At 36.4% G+C, this 20,814-nt stretch carries 17 protein-coding genes and 1 tRNA gene; 14 read left to right on the forward strand and 4 right to left on the reverse strand.

Features of this window, described 5'->3' with window-relative positions:
• The first annotated feature begins 260 nt into the window (after positions 1 to 260).
• The 6 genes from RNZ47_RS01005 to RNZ47_RS01030 all read left to right on the forward strand — a co-directional run bounded on the left by RNZ47_RS01005 (position 261) and on the right by RNZ47_RS01030 (position 6,994).
• Entirely contained in the window at positions 261 to 1,772 is a 1,512-nt protein-coding gene (locus RNZ47_RS01005) for a catalase (RefSeq protein WP_311935227.1), read from the forward strand.
• 145 nt (positions 1,773 to 1,917) lie between these two features.
• Positions 1,918 to 2,301, forward strand: a complete 384-nt coding sequence (locus tag RNZ47_RS01010; protein ID WP_311935229.1) for a nuclear transport factor 2 family protein — start codon at positions 1,918 to 1,920, stop codon at positions 2,299 to 2,301.
• 85 nt (positions 2,302 to 2,386) lie between these two features.
• Positions 2,387 to 3,322 (forward strand): ClpXP adapter SpxH family protein, encoded by a 936-nt coding sequence (locus tag RNZ47_RS01015; protein ID WP_311935231.1) that lies wholly within the window; start codon positions 2,387 to 2,389, stop codon positions 3,320 to 3,322.
• A gap of 51 nt (positions 3,323 to 3,373) precedes the next feature.
• Positions 3,374 to 4,258 carry a pirin family protein gene (locus RNZ47_RS01020; RefSeq protein ID WP_311935233.1) on the forward strand — a complete coding sequence of 295 codons (885 nt, stop codon included), beginning with the start codon at positions 3,374 to 3,376 and terminating at the stop codon, positions 4,256 to 4,258.
• Positions 4,259 to 4,463: 205 nt separating this feature from the next.
• Positions 4,464 to 5,711, forward strand: coding sequence for an amidohydrolase family protein (locus RNZ47_RS01025; protein WP_311935235.1), 1,248 nt, complete (start codon positions 4,464 to 4,466; stop codon positions 5,709 to 5,711).
• A gap of 110 nt (positions 5,712 to 5,821) precedes the next feature.
• Positions 5,822 to 6,994 (forward strand): MFS transporter, encoded by a 1,173-nt coding sequence (locus RNZ47_RS01030; protein WP_311935237.1) that lies wholly within the window; start codon positions 5,822 to 5,824, stop codon positions 6,992 to 6,994.
• A 124-nt stretch (positions 6,995 to 7,118) separates the two neighbouring features.
• Here the strand turns inward: RNZ47_RS01030 and RNZ47_RS01035 are convergent, their stop codons facing one another.
• Positions 7,119 to 9,458: a patatin-like phospholipase family protein gene (locus tag RNZ47_RS01035; RefSeq protein ID WP_311935239.1), complete on the reverse strand. Its 2,340-nt coding sequence runs from the start codon at positions 9,456 to 9,458 to the stop codon at positions 7,119 to 7,121.
• 499 nt (positions 9,459 to 9,957) lie between these two features.
• On the opposite strand from RNZ47_RS01035, the gene RNZ47_RS01040 reads away from it, so the two are divergent.
• Positions 9,958 to 11,115 carry a baeRF7 domain-containing protein gene (locus RNZ47_RS01040; protein WP_311935241.1) on the forward strand — a complete coding sequence of 386 codons (1,158 nt, stop codon included), beginning with the start codon at positions 9,958 to 9,960 and terminating at the stop codon, positions 11,113 to 11,115.
• A gap of 149 nt (positions 11,116 to 11,264) precedes the next feature.
• Here RNZ47_RS01040 and RNZ47_RS01045 read toward each other — a convergent pair.
• A tRNA-Leu gene (locus RNZ47_RS01045) sits at positions 11,265 to 11,346 on the reverse strand.
• A gap of 116 nt (positions 11,347 to 11,462) precedes the next feature.
• Here RNZ47_RS01045 and RNZ47_RS01050 point away from each other — a divergent pair.
• The 5 genes from RNZ47_RS01050 (at position 11,463) to RNZ47_RS01070 (ending at position 18,053) form a co-directional block, all read left to right on the forward strand.
• A complete protein-coding gene (locus tag RNZ47_RS01050; RefSeq protein ID WP_311935243.1) occupies positions 11,463 to 12,851 on the forward strand; it encodes a dipeptidase in 1,389 nt (462 codons plus the stop codon).
• Between the two features lie 183 nt (positions 12,852 to 13,034).
• Entirely contained in the window at positions 13,035 to 13,898 is an 864-nt protein-coding gene (locus RNZ47_RS01055; RefSeq protein WP_311935245.1) for a DMT family transporter, read from the forward strand.
• A gap of 121 nt (positions 13,899 to 14,019) precedes the next feature.
• Complete coding sequence (locus tag RNZ47_RS01060) at positions 14,020 to 14,385, forward strand: BlaI/MecI/CopY family transcriptional regulator (protein ID WP_311935247.1); 366 nt, start codon at positions 14,020 to 14,022, stop codon at positions 14,383 to 14,385.
• A gap of 3 nt (positions 14,386 to 14,388) precedes the next feature.
• Entirely contained in the window at positions 14,389 to 16,812 is a 2,424-nt protein-coding gene (locus tag RNZ47_RS01065; RefSeq protein WP_311935249.1) for a M56 family metallopeptidase, read from the forward strand.
• A gap of 140 nt (positions 16,813 to 16,952) precedes the next feature.
• On the forward strand, positions 16,953 to 18,053 hold the full coding sequence (locus RNZ47_RS01070) for a DUF4407 domain-containing protein (RefSeq protein ID WP_311935251.1): 1,101 nt from the start codon (positions 16,953 to 16,955) through the stop codon (positions 18,051 to 18,053).
• A gap of 3 nt (positions 18,054 to 18,056) precedes the next feature.
• Here RNZ47_RS01070 and RNZ47_RS01075 read toward each other — a convergent pair whose 3' ends face one another.
• Positions 18,057 to 18,344 carry a hypothetical protein gene (locus RNZ47_RS01075; protein WP_311935253.1) on the reverse strand — a complete coding sequence of 96 codons (288 nt, stop codon included), beginning with the start codon at positions 18,342 to 18,344 and terminating at the stop codon, positions 18,057 to 18,059.
• A gap of 214 nt (positions 18,345 to 18,558) precedes the next feature.
• Between RNZ47_RS01075 and RNZ47_RS01080 the strand changes: the two genes are divergently transcribed.
• Together RNZ47_RS01080 and RNZ47_RS01085 are read left to right on the forward strand one after the other, a co-directional pair.
• Positions 18,559 to 18,990, forward strand: a complete 432-nt coding sequence (locus RNZ47_RS01080) for a YybH family protein (RefSeq protein ID WP_311935255.1) — start codon at positions 18,559 to 18,561, stop codon at positions 18,988 to 18,990.
• 3 nt (positions 18,991 to 18,993) lie between these two features.
• Complete coding sequence (locus RNZ47_RS01085; RefSeq protein WP_311935257.1) at positions 18,994 to 19,467, forward strand: GNAT family N-acetyltransferase; 474 nt, start codon at positions 18,994 to 18,996, stop codon at positions 19,465 to 19,467.
• A 6-nt stretch (positions 19,468 to 19,473) separates the two neighbouring features.
• Here RNZ47_RS01085 and RNZ47_RS01090 read toward each other — a convergent pair whose 3' ends face one another.
• Positions 19,474 to 20,796, reverse strand: a complete 1,323-nt coding sequence (locus RNZ47_RS01090; protein WP_311935260.1) for a S28 family serine protease — start codon at positions 20,794 to 20,796, stop codon at positions 19,474 to 19,476.
• Positions 20,797 to 20,814: the final 18 nt, after the last annotated feature.

The following is a 20,814-nucleotide window of genomic DNA, read 5'->3' on the forward strand; positions in this document are numbered from 1 at the left end:
TTTAAAAATATAGCGCTAAAAAAACGAACCACTTGTTAAATGATTAGCATTTGTTGTTCACCATGACAGACGTAGCCATAAAAACAAATGAGATTATTTTTTTTCCGTAGATATAGACTTATAACACAAACTTTATACAGAAGCAACCCTGTAGTTTAATAACGGTTGCCTTGTAGTTAAAAACCTATTTAATATCTTCAATAAGTAAAGAAAATATTGTAACTTCATTGGCTACATTAATTTTTTAAAACCGGAGAACAATGGACGAAAAAAAATCAAAACTCACCAGACAAACTGGGGCACCAGTTGGGGATAATCAAAATGTACAAACTGCTGGACCACGTGGACCTATGTTGATGCAGGATGCTTGGTTTCTTGAAAAAATGGCAAACTTTGACCGCGAGGTTATTCCGGAAAGAAGAATGCACGCCAAAGGCTCGGGGGCTTTTGGTACTTTTAAGGTTACCCACGATATTTCGAAATATACGAAGGCCAAAATTTTTAATGAAATTGGCAAAGAGACCGAAATGTTTTGTCGGTTTTCTACCGTTGCCGGAGAAAGAGGCGCTGCCGATGCCGAAAGGGACATTAGAGGTTTTGCCCTAAAGTTTTATACCGAAGAAGGCATTTGGGATGTGGTAGGCAATAACACACCCGTATTTTTCTTTCGCGACCCTTTGAAGTTCCCGGACTTAAATCGCGCTGTAAAACGAGACCCCAAAACCAATTTAAGAAGCGCCAATAATAATTGGGATTTCTGGACACTGCTCCCCGAATCATTACACCAAGTAACCATAACCATGAGCGATCGAGGTATTCCGAAAGGCTACAGACATATGCACGGTTTTGGAAGCCATACCTTTAGTTTTATAAATAAAGATAATGTAAGGCATTGGGTAAAGTTTCATTTTGTTACACAACAGGGCATAGAAAACCTATCGGATGAAGAAGCTGCAAAAGTAGTTGGTATGGATAGGGAATCATCACAAAGAGACCTTTTTGATGCCATTGAAAAAAAGGATTTCCCGAAATGGAAAATGTTTATTCAGGTGATGACGGAAGAGCAAGCAAGAACGTACCGTTTCCATCCTTTTGACCTGACTAAAGTGTGGTATAAAAAAGACTTTCCGTTGATTCCCGTTGGTGAATTTGAGTTGAACAGAAACCCCGAAAACTATTTTCAAGATGTCGAGCAAGCCGCTTTCAACCCCACCAATATTGTTCCGGGAATGGGATTTTCACCGGACAAAATGCTTCAAGGAAGATTGTTTTCCTATGGCGATGCACAACGCTATAGATTGGGTGTAAACCATTATCAAATTCCTGTAAATAAACCAACCTGTCCTTATCATTCCAATCATAGAGACGGCACCATGCGTGTAGATGGCAACCATGGAGGGACGTTACATTACGAACCCAACAGTTATGGCGAATGGCAAGAACAGCCGGATGCAAAAGAACCACCTTTAGAAATGGATGGCTCTGCTTATGCACACAATTTTAGGGATGATGACGTAGATTATTACACACAGCCAGGAGACTTATTTCGGATTATTAAAGCGGATGGAAAAGCAGATGTATTATTTAAAAATACCGCTGCCCAAGTGGGTGGTGCCGAGAAATTTATACAAATCCGCCATATAAGAAACTGTTTTAAGGCCGACCCGGAATATGGTGAAGGTGTAGCAAAAGCACTTGGTTTAACGATGGCTGAAGTAAACAGCTTCGACATGACACCTTTTGATAAATGGGCGCCGAGACCTTCCAAATAAATAAATTTTCTTAAAAATAACCAACTAATTAACGGTTGTTTTAAGTGTTTAATGATGGACTTTTGGTTTTATAATTAAATACATCTCTGGAGCATTTTCCACAGGGTATATATAGGTATTTACAAAAAATGTAAAATTTATTACCATGAAAAATTCAGCAAAAAAAGTAGTAGAAAATATGTTCGCTGCATTTAGCAGTGGCGATGCAGATAAATTTGTGGCAACAGTTTCCGAAGACACCGTATGGATTTATCACGGCACACAGATTATTCCGGCCGGAACTTTTGAAAAAAAGGAAGGTGTAAGAACATTTTTCACAAATATTATGGAACGAACGGAAATCATCAATTTTGAACCTCAGCAATATATCGTTGAAGGAAATATGGTTGTTGTGCTTGGTCGGGAACATCAAAAAGTAAAACGATCAGGCAGGGAACTAAAGCAAAAATGGGTTCAGATATATACGGTTGAAAACGATTTGATTACCCGAATGGAGGAGTTTGCCACTTCAGCAGAAGTTACCAAATAATATTATAGTAATTAAAATCATTCGTCAAAATGATTAACTTTCTTCGTTTGGCATCACAGCTAAACAGGAATAAAATATAAAACATATGGATAAGGAATCATTAAAAAATAATCCGCTTTTATGCGACATAGAAACCGGAATGTGCGAAACAACCGATGATAATACCGACACCGCATCTCAAAACAATTTGCAATCGGCAAAAAAATCCGTAAAGGCCATTTATTACACAGACCCGATTTGCTCCTCCTGTTGGGGCATAGAACCGCAATTGCGTAAACTTAAATTAGAATACGGCAATGCCGTTGATATTGAATACAGAATGGGTGGTTTATTACCCGATTGGAATTACAACAGCGGCGGCATTGGTAAACCATCAGATGTGGCAACGCACTGGGACGAAGTCAGCGTTCATTACGATATGCCCATTGATGGCGATGTGTGGTTAGAAGACCCTTTAGATTCATCTTACCCACCATCCATAGCCTTTAAAGCGGCACAGATGCAAGACAAAGAAAAGGCACTCTTATTTATGCGGGAAATTCGCGAAATGGTTTTTTTAAAAAAGAAAAACATTACCAAGTGGGAGCATTTAGCTGCTGCGGCCAAAATTGTTGGACTTAATTTAGAGCAATTGAAAGCTGATTTTGAAGGCAAAGCCAAAATGTTGTTTGAAGACGATTTGAAATTAGGAAGAGAGTTGGCCGTAAGTGGATTTCCAACTATTTTCTTTTTAACTGAAACGGACAATAAAGAAGTTGTTTATGGTGCAAGACCCTATGCTTTTTACGAAATGGCCATTTTAAAACTGGATCCGAATGCAACAAAAAGCGAATACAGTAAAAAATGGGAAAACCTCTTCTCAATTTATCCTTCGCTTACAGCAAAAGAATATTCTGAACTTTCGGGAACACCTCGAAACGACAGTGAAAATGTTTTGAACGAACTTTCAAAAAATGGCACATTGGAAAAATTGACAACAAAAAACGGCTCGATTTGGATTAAGAAAAACACGAGCCATTAAAAGCAACATAACGCCTTAACTATTAGTAAAAAGATAAATTAAAAAAACAATATGTCAAACATCAAACTCATTATAGAAGAAAGAGCCACCAACATTGGTAAGTTTATGGTGGGGCGTTTATTGCCATTCCGTCAAAAACGAATGGTTGGCCCCTTTATTTATATAGACCACATGGGACCCGTAAAATTAAATGAACGGGAGAATTTTGATGTGTTGCCGCATCCACATATCGGGCTTTCAACCCTAACTTTTTTATTTGAAGGCAGCATTATGCATCGCGACACACTTGGAAACGAAATTGAAATAAAACCCGGTGCCGTTAATTGGATGACCGCAGGAAAAGGCATTGTGCATTCCGAACGTACACCAGACTATTTACGGGATTCTCCGCTATACATGCACGGTCTGCAAATCTGGGTGGCATTGCCAAAAAACCTGGAGCAAATGAAACCCCGATTTTCTCATATTGAGGAGAAACAAATTCCAAGTTGGACCGACGGCGACCTGCAATTTAAACTCGTAGCTGGCGAAGCTTTTGGTAGAAAATCGCCGGTTCCGGTTTTTAGCAAATTATTTATGCTCGAAATAAAAAGCAAAACAAAACAGGTTGTAAATATTGGTCATGAACTTTATGGTGAAGCGGGGTTGTATATCCTTAAAGGCGCTATTGAAAGTGAAGGGAATATTTACGAGCCTAAGCAATTATTGGTAGCTAAAGACAGTACACTTTGCGAATTTACCATTAAAGAAAACAGCACCATATATATTTTTGGCGGGGAACCTTTTCCCGAAGAACGCTTTATAGATTGGAACTTTGTATCGACAAGTAAAACGCTTATTGAAAAAGCCAAAGAAAAATGGAAAGCAAAGGAATTTCCTAAAATTGTAGGCGATGAATCTGAATATATTCCTTATCCAACATTCAGTAGAAAATAAAAAAAGTCTTTATAGCTTTTTAATTATCACTGCGCTGATCTATATCATTTCATTTTTGACAAATTGAAGGTACTTTCGGTTTTCGTTTCAAAACACTTATTAACAATATTTTACGAGTATTGATAATTAAAAGGCCTATGTTCGAAAAACATGAAAAAACACTGAAATCATTAAGTAATAGTATTAACCCGAAAATTAATCCAGAATGAAAAAAAAGTTTTATAATGCGAAAATTTATCGCAACGATGCCGCAACCGAAATGATTGTAGAAAATGGAAAAATTACTCATATAGGAACCAATTTACCCAAATGTGACGAAGAAATCGATCTTAATGGTAAACTCGTGTTGCCACCTTATGTAGATCCACATTTACATTTGGATTATGTGTATACCTTATCTGAACTCGGGCAAGAAGGCGCTGGCTCTGGGACACTTTTTGAAGCAATTGAGCTTTGGCCACAGTTCAAAAAAACACTAACTGTAGAAAGTGTGAAACGTTTGGCCATGAAAGGAATTAAAGACGAGGTTTCTCAAGGTGTACAACACATTCGCACACATATTGATGTGACCGACCCCAACTTTACGGCCTTAAAAGCCATGTTGGAAATGAAACAAGATTTAAAAGATATCGTCGATATCCAGATTGTAGCATTTCCACAAGAAGGTATGTACATGTATAAAGGTGGACGCGATTTGGTGGAAGAAGCCCTTAAAATGGGAGCTGATGTTGTAGGCGGCATTCCGCATTACGAACCTGCAAGAGAATTTGGTGAAAAATCGGTACATGATACCGTGGAGCTTGCTTTAAAATACGATAAATTAATCGATGTGCATTGTGATGAAACCGATGATCCACATTCACGCTTTTTAGAGTTATTGAATGCGCTTGTCTATTTGGAAGGCTATGGTAATAAAACCACCGCAAGTCATACCTGTTCCTTTGGGTCTGCCGACGATTCTTATGCCTTTAGAATGATGGATATATTCAAGAAAAGCAATATAAACTTTATCTCTTGCCCAACTGAAAATGTGTATTTACAAGGTCGTCAAGACACTTACCCAAAACGACGCGGATTAACCAGGGTTAAAGAGTTTATTGAATCTGGAATAAATGTGGCTTTTGCCCAGGATTCTATAAACGATCCATGGTACCCAATGGGTAATGGCAATATGATGAATATTCTGGACAATGGAATCCACCTAGCGCAAATTATGTCCAAAAAAGATGTGGAAACCAATTTCGATTTAATTACTTATAATGGTGCACGTTGCTTAAATATCCAAGACAGTTATGGTTTAGAGGTTGGCAAGGCTGCAAACTTCATCGTTTTAAATGAAACTTCGGTTTACGATGCGATTCGTAGGAGAGTAGATGTGTTGGCTTCAGTGCGTAAAGGAGAATTTTTGTTCCGAAGAAAGGAAATGCAATATGATGTTCCTTTGAGTCTTTAAACTTATTTTATAGCCCAAACAATGGGAAACTATAGCCGAGGTTTCTTTGGTTACTTCTTAAAAAACCAAAACGCTTCGGCAACTTTCAATAGTATTAAAAAGATAATTCTATGAGCAAACAAAACATTGCGCAACAGGTCAAAAGTGCCTTTCCGTGGCTGATCATGATTTTAATGTCCTCCGTAACTTTTGTAGGGATACTGTCTGAGTTAATGCCTTCTGGTGTACTTCCACTCATGATGAACGATTTAAATATCAGTGAAGTGCAAACAGGAAATCTGGTGGGTTACTACGCCATTGCTTCGGCCATTTTTGCAATTCCTCTTATTTCAATGACCATGCAATTCAATAGAAAATATTTGTTGATGATTTTACTCGGTGGATTCGCTGTTTCGAATATTATTTCGGGGCTTGTTTACGATTATACCATTATTATTGTCTTAAGGATTATTGGTGGTATTTGTGCCGGTGTGATGTGGCCAATGATTGCAGCCTACGGTATGCGACTGGTAGATGAAGATAACCACGGAAAGGCCATTGCAGTAATTATGGCGGGAACTACTTTAGGTATAAGTATTGGAATGCCCATAATGACCGCTATTGGTAATGATTATGGCTGGCGAACGGAATTCATCGGACTTGGTGGCTTTATTATTCTTATTGCTTCAGTTAGTTTTTTTGCATTGCCTTCAATACCAGGAGAGAAATTGACTAAGGGCTCATCCCCTTTTGCCCTGTTAAAAATCCCAGCCGTTTTATTGGTGCTATTGCTTACGCTACTTGGCGTCATCGCACATTATGGTGTTTATGTGTATATCACAAGTCTTGTTGATGAAATTCAATTGGCCGGAGGCGTTGAAAGTGCCCTGTTGTTTTTTGGAATCGGTTCATTGATTTCGGTATTGTTAGCCATAAAATACACCGATAAACACTTGAGGTTACTAACGGTTTTAATGTTTGTTTTATTAATAATTTCCATGGTTATATTTCTAATGTTTGGCGGAACAAAAGGCATGGGCCATTTTGCCTTCTTTTTATGGGGACTGTCATTTGGGCCACTGGTAACGTTATTACAAGCAGCTGTAAGTAGACAGGTAGAAACTGCCAAAGATGTAGCCACTTCGGTCCAATCTTCGGTTTTCAACTTATCCATTATGATTGCATCTTCGGTTGCCGGATTGTTGCTCGGGATATATTCGCCCATGAGTTTGGTGTATTTTGCCATTGCTTTGTCAATTCCAGGAATGGTAATTGCCTTTTTCTCGAAAAAGACTTTGGGGTGATGTTTGCACAGGATATTTAGTTTAAAATAAAGAGACTGTTCTCAATGCGATTACAGTCTTTTTTTAGATTTCTATGAATCCTTTTAGCGCTAATTTGATAGATTAGCGACTCACTGTAGCTATATTAATTTGAGCTGTTTATGGGAAAACCAATTCCAATGAAAACCCTAATATCATCAGTGTTATTAACCCACGAAACATCAAAATTTATGGGTCCAAGAAGCGATTTGTATGAAACTGTAGTGCCAATAGAAGCTAAAAAACTTGGGTTTTCGTAATTTGTCCATTTGTCTTTTGGTAAAAATGCTTTGGGTATATAATCATCAAAATTCCCAAAACCTACTGAGGCCATATCAATGTGAGGTGTAACGTATAAATTACGGATCGTTTTTAATTGGACACCAAGCCCAACTTTTATAAACTGACTTACCGCTAATGCACTTTCGGTTAATCCTGAAAATGTATAATTATCATTTCTTGGATCTATAATATTTCCGCCTAAAAAATATTTGGCGCCATAACCAAGCGTAGTAAAAAGATAGTCATTGTCTCTACTATTTCCCCCAAACATGAAGCCAGAGTCTAGGCTGGTAATTCCCGTTAAATTTGGGGTGATTAAAATTCTTTCTTCAAAGCCGAGACTTAACTTTGTATAGTTGTTGGCAGACGCATCAATATTACTGATATTTGGGTCTATATAAGATGTTTTAATATTGTTATGAAATGATGTTGATAGCATTGCTTGGATTTGCGTGCCATGAGTAGGATAATGCACATCATTTAAACTATTGTGTTTAAACTGTGCATACAACTCATAAATTGTAAAATTATACTGTTCTAAGCTTAAAATGTTATTATTAACGTTAGGGTCTATTTTGGGTTTTAGTTTGGAAGATTCATATTTTAAACCCAAACCAGTATAACTTTTTAGCGCGCTTAAATTTCTATTAATTTGGTTGTCAAACTCAAAATAGGAGAATCTAACCTCATCAACATTTCTTCCTTCAATAAATAGTTTCTGTTGAAGGAGTTGGCCCAAAACTTCTGTTTTCCACCACCAATCACGATCATTACCAAAATTTTTCTGGTATTGTATCCTTGCTTTTGGTTGCTCTGCAATATCTAAAGTCACTAAAAAACGTGATGCATCAGCAAGAACGTTTCGGCCTGTGTAATTAATAATAAGTCCTGCGCCTCTATAACTATCAAAGTGCAATGCCCCTTTAACTTGATGCTTTGATTTTTCAACACCCTTTAAAATAAGTCCTAACTTGTCATTTTCCCTATTCGGTGCAAATTCGATATCCTTAAAAATTGTTGTGCCCATTGCTCTGCCTAAGCCTTCTTCAATCTCTTGTGTTGTATATTCTACATTAGGCTTCATAGCTGTTCTAGCTTTTACAAGTGCTAGATTTGATTTGCTAATATTTTGATATTCAATAGTGTTAAAAGTGAATTTGGTTTGTGCTTCAGGCAGTTCATGCTTCCGTTGTTCAAAATTTTTCAGGCTTTGTGATAGATTAACAAAAGCATCAATTTGTTGATCGGTCGCTATTTTTCCTTCTTCATATATCTCATTGGCATTAAAAAAATCTGAAGTGGAATAGGTTAAATATGGCGCATGATCAATAAGTATATCACAAAGCAGCCGGTTTGCTGGCCGTTTTGTATTACTGTTCATCATACTCCCTTGAAATAGTAACGAACTAATACTATTTAGACTTTCGATAGTTTGAGGATTGTCACCCACATCACTTCCTATAATAAAATCGGCTCCCCAATTTTTGGCAATATCTGCAGGGAAATTATTGAGCAATCCACCATCTACCAAGAGTGTGTTTTCGTAACGAACCGGCGAAAAAACACCAGGAATAGACATACTGGCTCGCATTGCAGTGGCAAGGGAACCTTGGTCTAATATCACTTCCTTACCATTTAAAATATCTGTTGTTACGGCTCTGAATGGTATGGGCAGATCATCAAAATCATCTATTCCATAAACAGGAACGGCAAGTAGCGCAATAAACTCCCTCAATTTTTGATCGTTAAGGAGATAGGCTCCTGTGCTAATTTTGCCATTTTTAAAATCCAATTCAATAAGATACTTGCCATATTCACTTTTTTCTTCTGCACCCACTTTGTTAAGCGAAACACGTCCTCCCAATAATTTTTCCCAATTGGCATTTTTTGTAAGACTTGCAATACTATCGCCAGAATAACCCATGGCATATAGTCCACCAACAATACTTCCCATACTGTTGCCTACTATTAAATCTGGCACTATATGTAAAGAATCCAATAATTGCAGTGTCCGGATATGCGCAACGCCTTTTGCACCGCCTCCACTTAAAACCAATGCCACTTTTGGCTTTTTTTCTTGAGCAAAAATCAGTTGTGAAAATGTTAAACAAAAAATTAACAATAATAAATACAGATAATTTTGTGATTGTAAAACTTTAATCATTCGCCAAAGTGTTTGTTATAACCTTACCATTTCAAAAATAACATATTCAGACCATTGCAAAGGGAAAATACTTGTAATAATATTTTATAAAAACCTAAGCATTTGAGTATACGCATGTGTTTATTGCATAAAAACACAAATACAATCCACTTTAGCTGTCAGTATTCATAATATACGAGAAAAGAAAGTGATTTTTTTAATTGTAATCAGATTTCAAAAATAACACTAAAGACTATTCAAAAAGGAAAAAGCACATTTGGCCAACCTACTTTTATCGGATTATTAGGCTTCAAAATCTTACAATCTTAATCTACCCGATAAGGTTCTGTCTCTTATTCCTAAAGAACAGATGTTATAAAATCCTACTAGGTAAATCGTTAATAATTTAGTATCTTTAAGAGATTCTGCATTATATCTCAACCGTTACTTTTAAAGTGATTTTTTGATATAAATACAGAATTTATAAAATTTTTCAGTCATTAACTTTAAACAGAAAACCATGTCATTAATAACCAAAAAAGAAATAGCAGAATTGCACGATATAAATCAAGATAATTGCATTTCAATTTTTATTCCTACACATAGAGCGGGTAAAAAAGTTTTGCAAGAAGAAGATGCCTTAGCGTTAAAAAACCAACTGAAAGCTGTTAAAGACAAGTTGGGCAAAAAAGAGCTTAGTTCTGATGACATTAACAAAAGAACACAACCGGTTCAAAAACTAATTGATAACAGTTCGTTTTGGCGCGAGCAATCCGATGGCCTTGCCATATTTATAGCCGATGGTTTCGCAAAAACCTATACGCTACCGGTGCACTTCAAGGAATTTAATTATATCTCAAATTCTTTTTATTTAAAGCCTTTGATGCCCATGTTTGTTGGTGATGGAAGTTTTTATTTATTGATGCTCGAAAGGCGTAATGTAAAACTATACGAATGCACGCAACATAGCTTTACTGAAATTATTATTGACGACCTGATACCAGAAAGCAAAAGAGACCGTGTAGGTTTTGATTATGAAGAAAAAAACCTGCAATTTAGAACCGGACAGGCAGGTTCTGGTTATGCCATGTATCATGGACAAGAAGCAGCTACGGGAAAACGGAAAAATGAAATAAAAAAGTATTTAAGGGCTATAAATGATGGAATTGCCCCAATTTTCAGGGAAGAAAACATGCCATTGTTAATAGCAGCACAAGATTTTATTTTCGATATCTACAAAGAAGTAAACACTTATTCAGATTTAAAAGAAGAGAATTTAAACACAGATTTTAGCGATACCGATATTTTTGATGCCCACGAACAAGCTTGGGAAATGATGGCTCCGGTATTCGACCAAAAAAGAAAGGATAAAATGGCACGTTTCCTTGAGGAGCAGGGCACCGGAAAAACAGCTATAGGAATTGATAAAATTATACCAGCCGCTTTTGACGGAAAGGTAGACACCCTATTTTGCGAAAACAAGGCAGATATTTTTGGTAACTGCTTAGAAGAAAACAACTCCATAACCGTTACCCAAAGTGAGGAAAGCGACAACACCATTTCTTTGATGAATGTTGCTGCCATAAAAACTTTTTTAAACGGTGGCGAGGTTTATTTATTGGATAAGGAAGACATGCCAAACCCAAATTCAAGGGTCAATGCTTTGTATAGATATTAGGAATTGAAATGCATGTATCCAAAAGATAGGGTTTATAGTAAAACCGATTCTGTCACAAAAAAAATTCCACACCGCACCTAAAGTTATACCCAATTAAAAAAACCTCTCATTTCTGAGAGGTTTAAAACCACAAACTTGCAGTTAAAAAGTGCGGGCGGGGAGACTCGAACTCCCACACCTCGCGGCACTAGATCCTAAGTCTAGCGTGTCTACCAATTCCACCACGCCCGCTTTTACTCCGATAAATATCGGGATGCAAATATAAACAAGATTTTTAAATTGCAAACTTCTTTACCACTAAAAACATTCTTTTTTTATACTTTTGGAAATAACTTTATAAACTCACTATGACCAACGTAAAATCATACATTAAAGAACATAAACAACGCTTTTTAAACGAACTTATCGAGCTGTTAAAAATCCCATCGATTAGTGCAGATTCAGCCTATAAAAACGATGTACTTAAAACTGCAGACGAAATTAAAATCAGTCTTGAAAAAGCGGGATGCGACCATGTGGAAATTTGCAAAACCGCGGGCTACCCCATAGTTTACGGCGAAAAAACAATAGACAAGAATTTACCAACCGTTCTGGTTTACGGGCATTACGATGTGCAACCACCAGACCCCTTAGATTTATGGCACTCACCACCTTTTGAGCCCATTATCAAAAAAACCGAAACACACCCCGAAGGCGCTATTTTTGCGCGAGGCGCTTGCGACGACAAAGGCCAAATGTACATGCACGTAAAAGCCATGGAGTTTATGACTACCACCAACCAACTGCCCTGCAACGTTAAATTTATGATTGAGGGCGAAGAAGAAGTGGGCAGCTCAAACCTTGCCATATTTGTAAAAGAAAACCAGGAGAAATTAAAAAACGATGTCATTCTTATTTCCGATACGGGAATGATTGCGCCCGATGTACCATCCATCACAACCGGACTTCGAGGGTTGAGCTATGTTGAAGTTGAAGTTACGGGCCCAAACCGCGACTTGCACTCAGGCTTGTATGGCGGTGCCGTGGCAAACCCTATCAATGTATTGGCTAAAATGATTGCATCGCTTCACGACGAAAACAATCACATCACGATCCCGGGATTTTACGATAAAGTTGAAGAACTCTCTAAACAAGAACGCCAGCACATGGCAAAAGCACCTTTCAATTTAGAAGAATATAAAAAAGCATTGGATATAAATGCGGTTTACGGCGAAGCAGGCTACACCACAAACGAGCGCAATTCCATCCGCCCAACCCTAGATGTTAACGGTATTTGGGGCGGTTACACGGGCGAAGGCGCCAAAACCGTAATTGCCAGTAAAGCTTTTGCCAAAATATCCATGCGCTTAGTGCCCCATCAAAATTGGGAAGAGATCACCCAACTGTTTAAAACCCATTTCGAAAGTATAGCGCCCCCAGGCGTAACCGTAAAAGTAAAGCCGCACCACGGCGGGCAAGGGTACGTTACCCCAATCGATAGCATCGGTTATCAGGCGGCAAGCAAAGCCTATCAAGACACGTTTGGCAAAACCCCAATTCCGCAACGCAGCGGCGGCAGCATCCCCATTGTATCGCTGTTCGAGCAGGAATTAAAAAGCAAAACCATTTTAATGGGCTTCGGGCTAGACAGCGACGCCATCCATTCACCAAACGAACATTTCGGCATTTTCAACTATTTAAAAGGCATCGAAACCATCCCATTGTTTTATAAATATTTCACCGAATTATCTAAATAATTTTTTGGGTGTTACCCCGCTTTTAATGGCGGGGTCGCGCTTTCCACTATATCTTTTTAAAAGGTCATTGCGAAAAAAGAACATCTGTGGCAATCTGCTTAATTTTAGTTTTATGCTAACTTGTTTACTATCAATTTTTAAAAAGGATGCCGTTTCAATCGCTAACACGACAGCCATTACCTAATGAAAAACCAACACAACCAACATCTTTTTCTACTTGTTTTAGCAACACTTTTTATAAGTACTTCGGGCGCATTGGGCAAACATATCGATATGCCAACTCCTGTTATTATTTGGTGGCGTGCCAGTATTGCCGGGGTTATTCTATATGTGTTTTGCAGATATAAAAAAATTAGTTTAAAAATAAATTCAAAAAAAGACCTAGTTCTTTTTATTTTAAGCGCCCTACTTATGGCAGGGCATTGGCTTACGTATTTCTATGCCTTAAAACTGTCAAACGTCGCCATTGGTATGCTATCATTATTTGTTTATCCAATACTTACGGCATTTTTAGAACCGCTATTCTTTAAAATAAAATTCGATTCCATTTATATATTCCTCGGAATTTTGGTGCTCGTTGGTATTTATATATTAGCTCCAGAATTTGATTTGGAAAGCACACACGTAAAAGGTATTTTATTCGGGTTGGTTTCGGCCTTAATGTATGCGTTGCGCAATATTGTTTCAAAAAAACTGATAAGCAATCAGTACCATGGCACCTCAATAATGCTATATCAAATTGGTATTGTTACTTTGGTTTTGTCCCCTGTTTTGGTTTTTATGGACACCTCCGGTATAATAACTCAGTACCCCTATGTTTTAACTTTAGCTATTTTAACTACCGCCATTGGGCATAGCATGTTGGTTAATAGTTTAAAACATTTTACGGTAAGTACCGCCAGCATAATTAGCAGCATTCAACCCATTTTAGGAATTGTAATTGCTTTCATTTTTTTAAATGAAATACCAACTTGGAACACCTTTTTTGGCGGACTCATTATTCTTTCAACCGTAGCTATTGAAAGTGTGAGATCAAGCAGAAAATAGATATCCTACTTCAAATCCCACAGGTCTTTTTCCAATGATAAACCATGTTTTTTTTACTCTACAGTTGTAGAATTAAAATTTTTATTCTACATTTGTAGAGTTAACTCTAATAGTGTAGAACATGCAACTTTCAAAAACCGAAGAAGATTTAATGAATTATTTATGGAAGCTCGAAAAAGCTTTTATGAAGGACTTACTGGACGCTTATCCAGAGCCAAAACCAGCAACCACAACCGTCGCCACCCTTTTAAAACGGATGACAGACAAGGGTTTTATCGCTTATAACTTATTTGGAAAATCTCGCGAATATTATCCGTTGGTTAAAAAGAAAGACTATTTCTCAAAACATGTAAACGGACTGATTAAAAACTTTTTTAACGATTCCGCAAGTCAGTTTGCATCGTTTTTTACCAAAGAGACGAATTTATCGAAAGAAGAATTAGAGCATTTAAAAGCCCTAATTGATAGCGAAATTAAAAAGAAGTAAATTATGGTATTATTCATCCTAAAATCCAGTGCCTGTTTAGCTGTTTTTATGCTGTTTTACAAGTTGTTTCTTGAAAAAGAAAGCGTGCATCATTTTAAACGTTTTTATCTTTTGGGTGCTTTGTTGGTTTCCATGGTTATTCCGTTTATTACCTTTACAGAATATGTTCAAGTTGAACCCGTTCAAGAATTTATGCCGTTTCAACCCATAGCATTTACCGATGCTGTTGTTGAAAAAAACACGACATGGCAAGAGTATATTCCAAACATTTTATGGAGTATTTATGTTTTAGGAGTCATTATATTTTCAATTCGGTTCTTAAAAAATCTATTTCAATTATTCCAAAAAATAAAAACCAATCCCAAATTTAAAAATCAAAATTTCATTAATGTTTTATTGGTCGATTTAGTACATCCGCATACCTTTTTTAATTACATCTTTTTAAATAAAAACAAATACGAGTACAATCGTATTCCAAAGGAAGTTTTATGGCACGAGCAAACGCACGCCAAACAAAAACACGCTTTGGATATTTTATGTATTGAACTGCTCCATATTATATTTTGGTTTAATCCGTTGCTTTATTATATAAAAAAGGACATCAAACTCAATCATGAGTTTTTAGCAGATCAGGCCGTTTTAAAACAGGGTATCGACACTAAAAATTATCAACAGTTATTGCTCGCATACTCATCTCCCAATAACTATCGGAATGCTAGAACTAATCAGCTAGCAAATGCCATCAATTATTCATTAATCAAAAAACGATTTACAGTTATGAAAACACAAACATCAAAAAAAGCCTTTTGGTTTAAAGGATTACTTATTTTGCCCATTCTCGCTATTTTAATTTATGGTTTCAGCAAAAAAGAAATTGTTGAAAAAGAAGTAGCTTCATTTGAAACCTTAACGACCCAGGAAACCAAAAAAGGTGCTACCGAAGCTATGATAACGGAATACCGAGCGTTTATTACCGAATTTGAAAAAACAAATACTGTTTGGGCACCTAAATTAAATAGAGCTATTGCCATTTATGATTTAATGACGGACGAACAACGCGCAACCGTTAAAAAATATCCAGAATCGCCGCTTGCTAATTTGGCCACGATAAAATCAAAAATCCCAACCGAAGCCTTATTCAATTCATGGAAAAACAAAACAGAATTTGCCATTTGGATTGATAGCAAACATGTACCCAATGAAACTTTAAACAATTACAAAGCTTCAGATTTTAAATATTACACCAGCAGTTTTGTATATAATAATGCTAGAAGCGAAAAATTCCCTCAACCCTATCAAAATCATTTATACACAAAAAAAGGTTTTGAAGCATCTTATTTAAAAAAGAATGTAGCTCATTATAACAGTCTGAAAAACGACTATTTAAAAGCTGAAAAAGAATTTATAAATTCTGGCAAGAAGGATGATTCTGAATTACGGATTTTAAAGGTTAGATTGAATAAAGCTTACAATAAACTTTCTAATGCTGAGATTAAGAAATATGGTGTTAAAGAGGTAACCCCACAAAAGCAATCATCTGTTTATCAACAACAAGCAACTCCAAAACAAATTGCCGAATACAACAAGCTAGCAAAACACATGAGCAAACAGATAAAAAACAAAGGCACCATCAAGCTCCAACAAGTAAAAAGGCTCAAACATCTTTTTAGCTTAATGAGTGATAGCCAAAAAGAACAAGCAGAACCTTACCCAGATTTATCTTTGTTACCACCACCTCCCCCACCAGCTCCAAAACCCGCGAAAGCAGAAAATGCCGAAGTCCCAGTGGCTCCACCACACGCTCCAAAGCCTCCAAAATCGGAAAAAGCAAGAGAAATTACCGAGGTTCCGCCACCGCCTCCTCCAGTAATGAAAACTGCGGATGACAATATGAGCAATCATTCTAAAGAATTACAAAAAGCATGGAAAGCATTTAAAACAGAAGGCGATAAATATGGAAATGCTGTAAATAATTATTTAAAAAATAAAGAAGGCACAATAAGTGCATTAAAAGAACAATATAAAGAAGTTATGAAACTTTACAATGCCTACCATGACATTGCAAAAAAGGAAAAGGCACATACGGTACCGCCACCGCCGCCTACAATGGACTCAATTTCTACTTACAATAGCCTAGCGCTAAGAACCAAATTTATTCCTACAAATAGAGAAAATAACATGTTGCGTTTAAGGTTACTTTATAATAAAATGTCCGATTTAAAAAAAACCAAAGTTGAATCCCCAAGCAGCATCGACAATTATATCTTACGGTTAAATAGTTTAACAGAAGAACAAACTAAAAAAATCTACGAACATTTAAACAGTATAAATAAAAAAGCTAAATCTGAAGGTAGAAGATTTTATTCGGCAAAAGAATACAAAAAATTAGAAAAACTTTACTCAAGTTTTCTAACGGAAAGAAATTAAGATTAACCAATAGGTTAATCAAAACAAATAAACACTAGACCTGTTAGTTTATAAATCTAACAGGCTTTTTTTGTTAAAACATGTAACAAAACCATACTTTTTGCGTTCTAATAAGCATCAATCAAAAAATCAATCAAATCATGTTAAAGCGCTTTTTTATTATCTGCTCGGGCAGCGATACCGATATTTTAAATTCCTGTTCGGTTGGCGAACAAAACAAATACGCCGGCATTGGCGCTACCGTTTTTTTTACAGCCGTTATGGCGTTTATTGCGGGCAGTTATGCACTTTACACGGTTTTCGACAACCTTTATACAGCCGTTTTCTTTGGCATCATTTGGGGCTTGCTCATTTTTAATTTAGACCGTTATATTGTTTCAACCATTAAAAAAACCGGAAATGTTATCGATGAAATTATTCAAGCTTCACCCAGAATTATTTTGGCCATTATTATAGCCATTGTGATTGCAAAACCTTTAGAATTAAAAATTTTCGAAAAAGAAATCAATCAAGTGCTATTGGAACAAAAAAACGAACTCACTTTAGCAAATCAAAATCAAATAGCACAACTATTCACGCCAAATATCGCAGCACTCCAAAGCGACATAACAAGTTTACAGCAGCAAATAGACACCAAAGAAGCCGAGGTTAATGCGCTTTACGACACGTATATTACCGAGGCCGAAGGAACAGCAGGCACCAAACTATTGGGCAAAGGGCCGGTTTATAAAGAGAAGCGGGAAAAACACGATGCTTTATTAGCGGAATTACAACAGTTAAAAACCGAGAACAAAGCCAAAATTGCCAACATTGAAAATGAAATTGCCACACTTAAGGGTACTTATGAAACACAGGTTGCAAGCACCCAACCCATAATTAGCAATTTTGATGGTTTAATGGCGAGCGTCAACGCTTTAGGCGAGCTGCCTTGGCTGCCCTCTTTTTTTATATTCCTATTGTTTTTAGCTATTGAAACCTCACCTATTTTCGCAAAGCTGTTATCGCCAAAAGGGGCTTACGATTTTAAACTTGAAGACCAGGAAACCGCCATAAAAACCACAGTGCTTCAAAATAAAAACCAACGCGAAACCTTGTTGAAAACAGATTCTACGATTAATGATCGTATTTATACAGATTTAGAAAATGAGGAAGAATTATACACTTACAAGCTCAAAAAAGCGAGAGAACTTATGCAGCTTCAAGCCGATGCTTTTATTAAGCATCAAAAAAATGCGCTATGACAACTATGCTGCGGTATCTGGAGCGTCCGATTTAAAATGCTCGTATAAATCCTTGCAACCCAAACCAATAATCGACATTTTCTTGTTTTTGGATAAGGCTTGGTAATGCAATTGCGCCAAAGCATCAACACCGTATTTATCCATCCATTCAATCTTTTCAATACTAATAGTAAGGGCGTCTACGCGTTCAAAAACATTATCAAACGCACTTTTAAACACATTTAAGTTGCGTTTATTAAGAATGCCTTTCATTTTAAAAAAGTTGTTGTAGCTTGTAATTTCCAATTCCATAACTAAGTTGTTTTAAGTAGTTAAACAATAAATCTGAGGGAGACTAATTAACTGATTATCAAATAAAAGTATATAACTTTAAACGGAATTGCAGTATTTAATCGATGAATAGATTTCAACTTTAGATAAAAATATAATAAATGTCAAAATAATCGACGAGCAACCACTTTTAAAATAAGATTTTGCTATTTTTACTCTTATAAAAAACACTTTTATGAAACATATTATATTATTGTTATGCCTAGTTTCATTTTTGAATGGCACTGCACAAGTAACAGAAGATGAAGACAAAAAAAGCATTGAAAAAGTTTTAAAAAAGCAAAGAATTGCCTGGTCTAAAAATAATATCGAGGAGTTTATGGAGGGCTATTGGAAAAGCGATTCGCTTAAATTCTATGGCAAAAACGGTGTAACTTATGGCTGGTACGATACTTTAGATCGCTATAAAAAAGCCTATCCAACCGAAGACCACACCGGCAAATTAAGTTTTAAATTAAACGATATTTCTAAAATAAACGACGGCGCATATTTTGTTTTGGGCGAATATCATTTAAAGCGAAACGTTGGAAACGCTACCGGGATTTTTATGGTAATATTTAAAAAAATCAATGGGGAATGGAAAATTATTGCCGATACATCGAGTTAAATTATGCACCCAATAGTTAGAAAAGCGACTTTAAAAGATGTCCCTCTTTTATTAGAGTTTGAACAAGGTGTTATTGAAGCCGAAAGACCTTTTGACCCCACCATAAAAACTGATCATATTACTTATTACAACATTCCTGAATTAATCACAAGCCCTACATCCGCTGTTTTTGTTGTTGAAATTGAGAACGACATTGTGGCTTCCGGCTATGCCAAAATTAAAACGGATAGGCAGTACTTGAAACATAAAAAGCAAGGGTATTTGGGGTTTATGTTTGTTTCGGAAAAACACAGAGGCAAACAGCTTAACCAACTTATAATTGATGCCTTATTAAAATGGTGTAAAACCCGTGATGTTTTCGAAATTAAATTGGATGTGTATCAAGATAATATACCGGCAATTAAAGCGTATGAAAAAGCAGGCTTTAAAAAACACATGATTAATATGCGCTTGGATATTACGGATTTGGATTTATAACAGCCGCTAGTCTTCTTTTAAAGGATATATCTCCACATCATCTCCCAACCACGCGCTTAGTTTATCATATATTTTTTGTTTGTCGTTCTCTGAAAAATCTTTAATTCTAGTTCCGTGATGCCCGCCTTCCAAAACCATTTTTAAAGCATCAACACTGGGTTTTGGCGTTGGCGCACAGGCACCCCAAGGGTCGTTAGCCCCATAAATATATAAAATATGATCGCCTTTGTTTTCAACAAAATCCCTGACGTTTTTAATGTATTCCGGATTATAGGTTAAATCGACATCATCTGGCGCAAATCGCATATTTGAAGACGATTTTACAACTTTAAGCAAATCCTTTACAGGCTCTAAATCAAAACCATAATAGCCCAATTCTACCATGTGCTGATAAAAAGAAGGCAAATAATGATGGAACCCTTTATCGTTATACAAACCCATGCCGGAAATTTTAATTAAATACTGAAAACGTTCGTTTGCCGTAGCCGCCTCAGTTGGAATATCCTCACAATTACCGCCCCATTGCCAAAACGAAAACGGAAATTCCAACACCGCATATTCCAAAGCTTCTTCCATAGGTACTTTGGTAAATTGCATGGCTTCCTTTTCAGCGTAAGCTTTCAACGCTTTTAAAACAGTGTCTCTTTGTTTTAAAATAGCTCTTTGAAATGCTACAATCTTATTTCGACATTCATCAGTTCCGACAGAATTTATCAAATTTTCAGTTCTAATATCTTCTTGGGTGTTTATTAAGGGCGTTACGTAAGGCACCGCTACATCAACATCGTTTGGGTATTTTGATTTGTATATTAAAACCGTTTCGCCGCCTTTACTTATGCCTGTGGAAATCCATTTATTTGTGTAAAGCTGTTTTAATTTCGAAACGATGCTGTGGTAATCTTCAATCGCTTGATCGTTTTTTAAATACTGCCACGGAATGGGTTCTGGTCTGGATTTTCCGTAAAACCGATACTCAACCATAACCTGATTGGATTGTAAAACCTTGCTCAACTCGTACGTTTTATGTTTTGCATTATAGCCTTCAGTCACTAAAACGGTAGGTTTCGAATAATCGGTATGCGACACATACACATAGTGATTAAAAGTGCCCGCTTCTAAATTATTATGATTTAAAGGTTGCTTTATAATAAGCTGATAGGCTTTTTTAAAATGGTCTTCAACTTTTATTGGACTGATTTCTGCTGAAGGAAATAACACTTTTAACTGTTCTTCGAAAGCCAATCCTTCTAATTTAACTCCAGATTCTTTACAGGAATTTATAGCTAAACTTACTAAAAACAGAATGAGTATTTTTTTTATGGCATGCATTGTTAATCGTTTTAAGTT

Origin of the sequence: Hwangdonia seohaensis (assembly GCF_031932625.1) — a bacterium.
Taxonomy (GTDB): Bacteria; Bacteroidota; Bacteroidia; order Flavobacteriales; family Flavobacteriaceae; genus Hwangdonia; species Hwangdonia seohaensis.

Coding starts and splice junctions, on each gene's coding strand:
- RNZ47_RS01005 (WP_311935227.1), top strand. CDS start 261: ATGGACGAAAAAAAATCAAAACTCACCAGACAAACTGGGGCACCAGTT.
- RNZ47_RS01010 (WP_311935229.1), top strand. CDS start 1,918: ATGAAAAATTCAGCAAAAAAAGTAGTAGAAAATATGTTCGCTGCATTT.
- RNZ47_RS01015 (WP_311935231.1), top strand. CDS start 2,387: ATGGATAAGGAATCATTAAAAAATAATCCGCTTTTATGCGACATAGAA.
- RNZ47_RS01020 (WP_311935233.1), top strand. CDS start 3,374: ATGTCAAACATCAAACTCATTATAGAAGAAAGAGCCACCAACATTGGT.
- RNZ47_RS01025 (WP_311935235.1), top strand. CDS start 4,464: ATGAAAAAAAAGTTTTATAATGCGAAAATTTATCGCAACGATGCCGCA.
- RNZ47_RS01030 (WP_311935237.1), top strand. CDS start 5,822: ATGAGCAAACAAAACATTGCGCAACAGGTCAAAAGTGCCTTTCCGTGG.
- RNZ47_RS01035 (WP_311935239.1), bottom strand. CDS start 9,458: ATGATTAAAGTTTTACAATCACAAAATTATCTGTATTTATTATTGTTA.
- RNZ47_RS01040 (WP_311935241.1), top strand. CDS start 9,958: ATGTCATTAATAACCAAAAAAGAAATAGCAGAATTGCACGATATAAAT.
- RNZ47_RS01050 (WP_311935243.1), top strand. CDS start 11,463: ATGACCAACGTAAAATCATACATTAAAGAACATAAACAACGCTTTTTA.
- RNZ47_RS01055 (WP_311935245.1), top strand. CDS start 13,035: ATGAAAAACCAACACAACCAACATCTTTTTCTACTTGTTTTAGCAACA.
- RNZ47_RS01060 (WP_311935247.1), top strand. CDS start 14,020: ATGCAACTTTCAAAAACCGAAGAAGATTTAATGAATTATTTATGGAAG.
- RNZ47_RS01065 (WP_311935249.1), top strand. CDS start 14,389: ATGGTATTATTCATCCTAAAATCCAGTGCCTGTTTAGCTGTTTTTATG.
- RNZ47_RS01070 (WP_311935251.1), top strand. CDS start 16,953: ATGTTAAAGCGCTTTTTTATTATCTGCTCGGGCAGCGATACCGATATT.
- RNZ47_RS01075 (WP_311935253.1), bottom strand. CDS start 18,344: ATGGAATTGGAAATTACAAGCTACAACAACTTTTTTAAAATGAAAGGC.
- RNZ47_RS01080 (WP_311935255.1), top strand. CDS start 18,559: ATGAAACATATTATATTATTGTTATGCCTAGTTTCATTTTTGAATGGC.
- RNZ47_RS01085 (WP_311935257.1), top strand. CDS start 18,994: ATGCACCCAATAGTTAGAAAAGCGACTTTAAAAGATGTCCCTCTTTTA.
- RNZ47_RS01090 (WP_311935260.1), bottom strand. CDS start 20,796: ATGCATGCCATAAAAAAAATACTCATTCTGTTTTTAGTAAGTTTAGCT.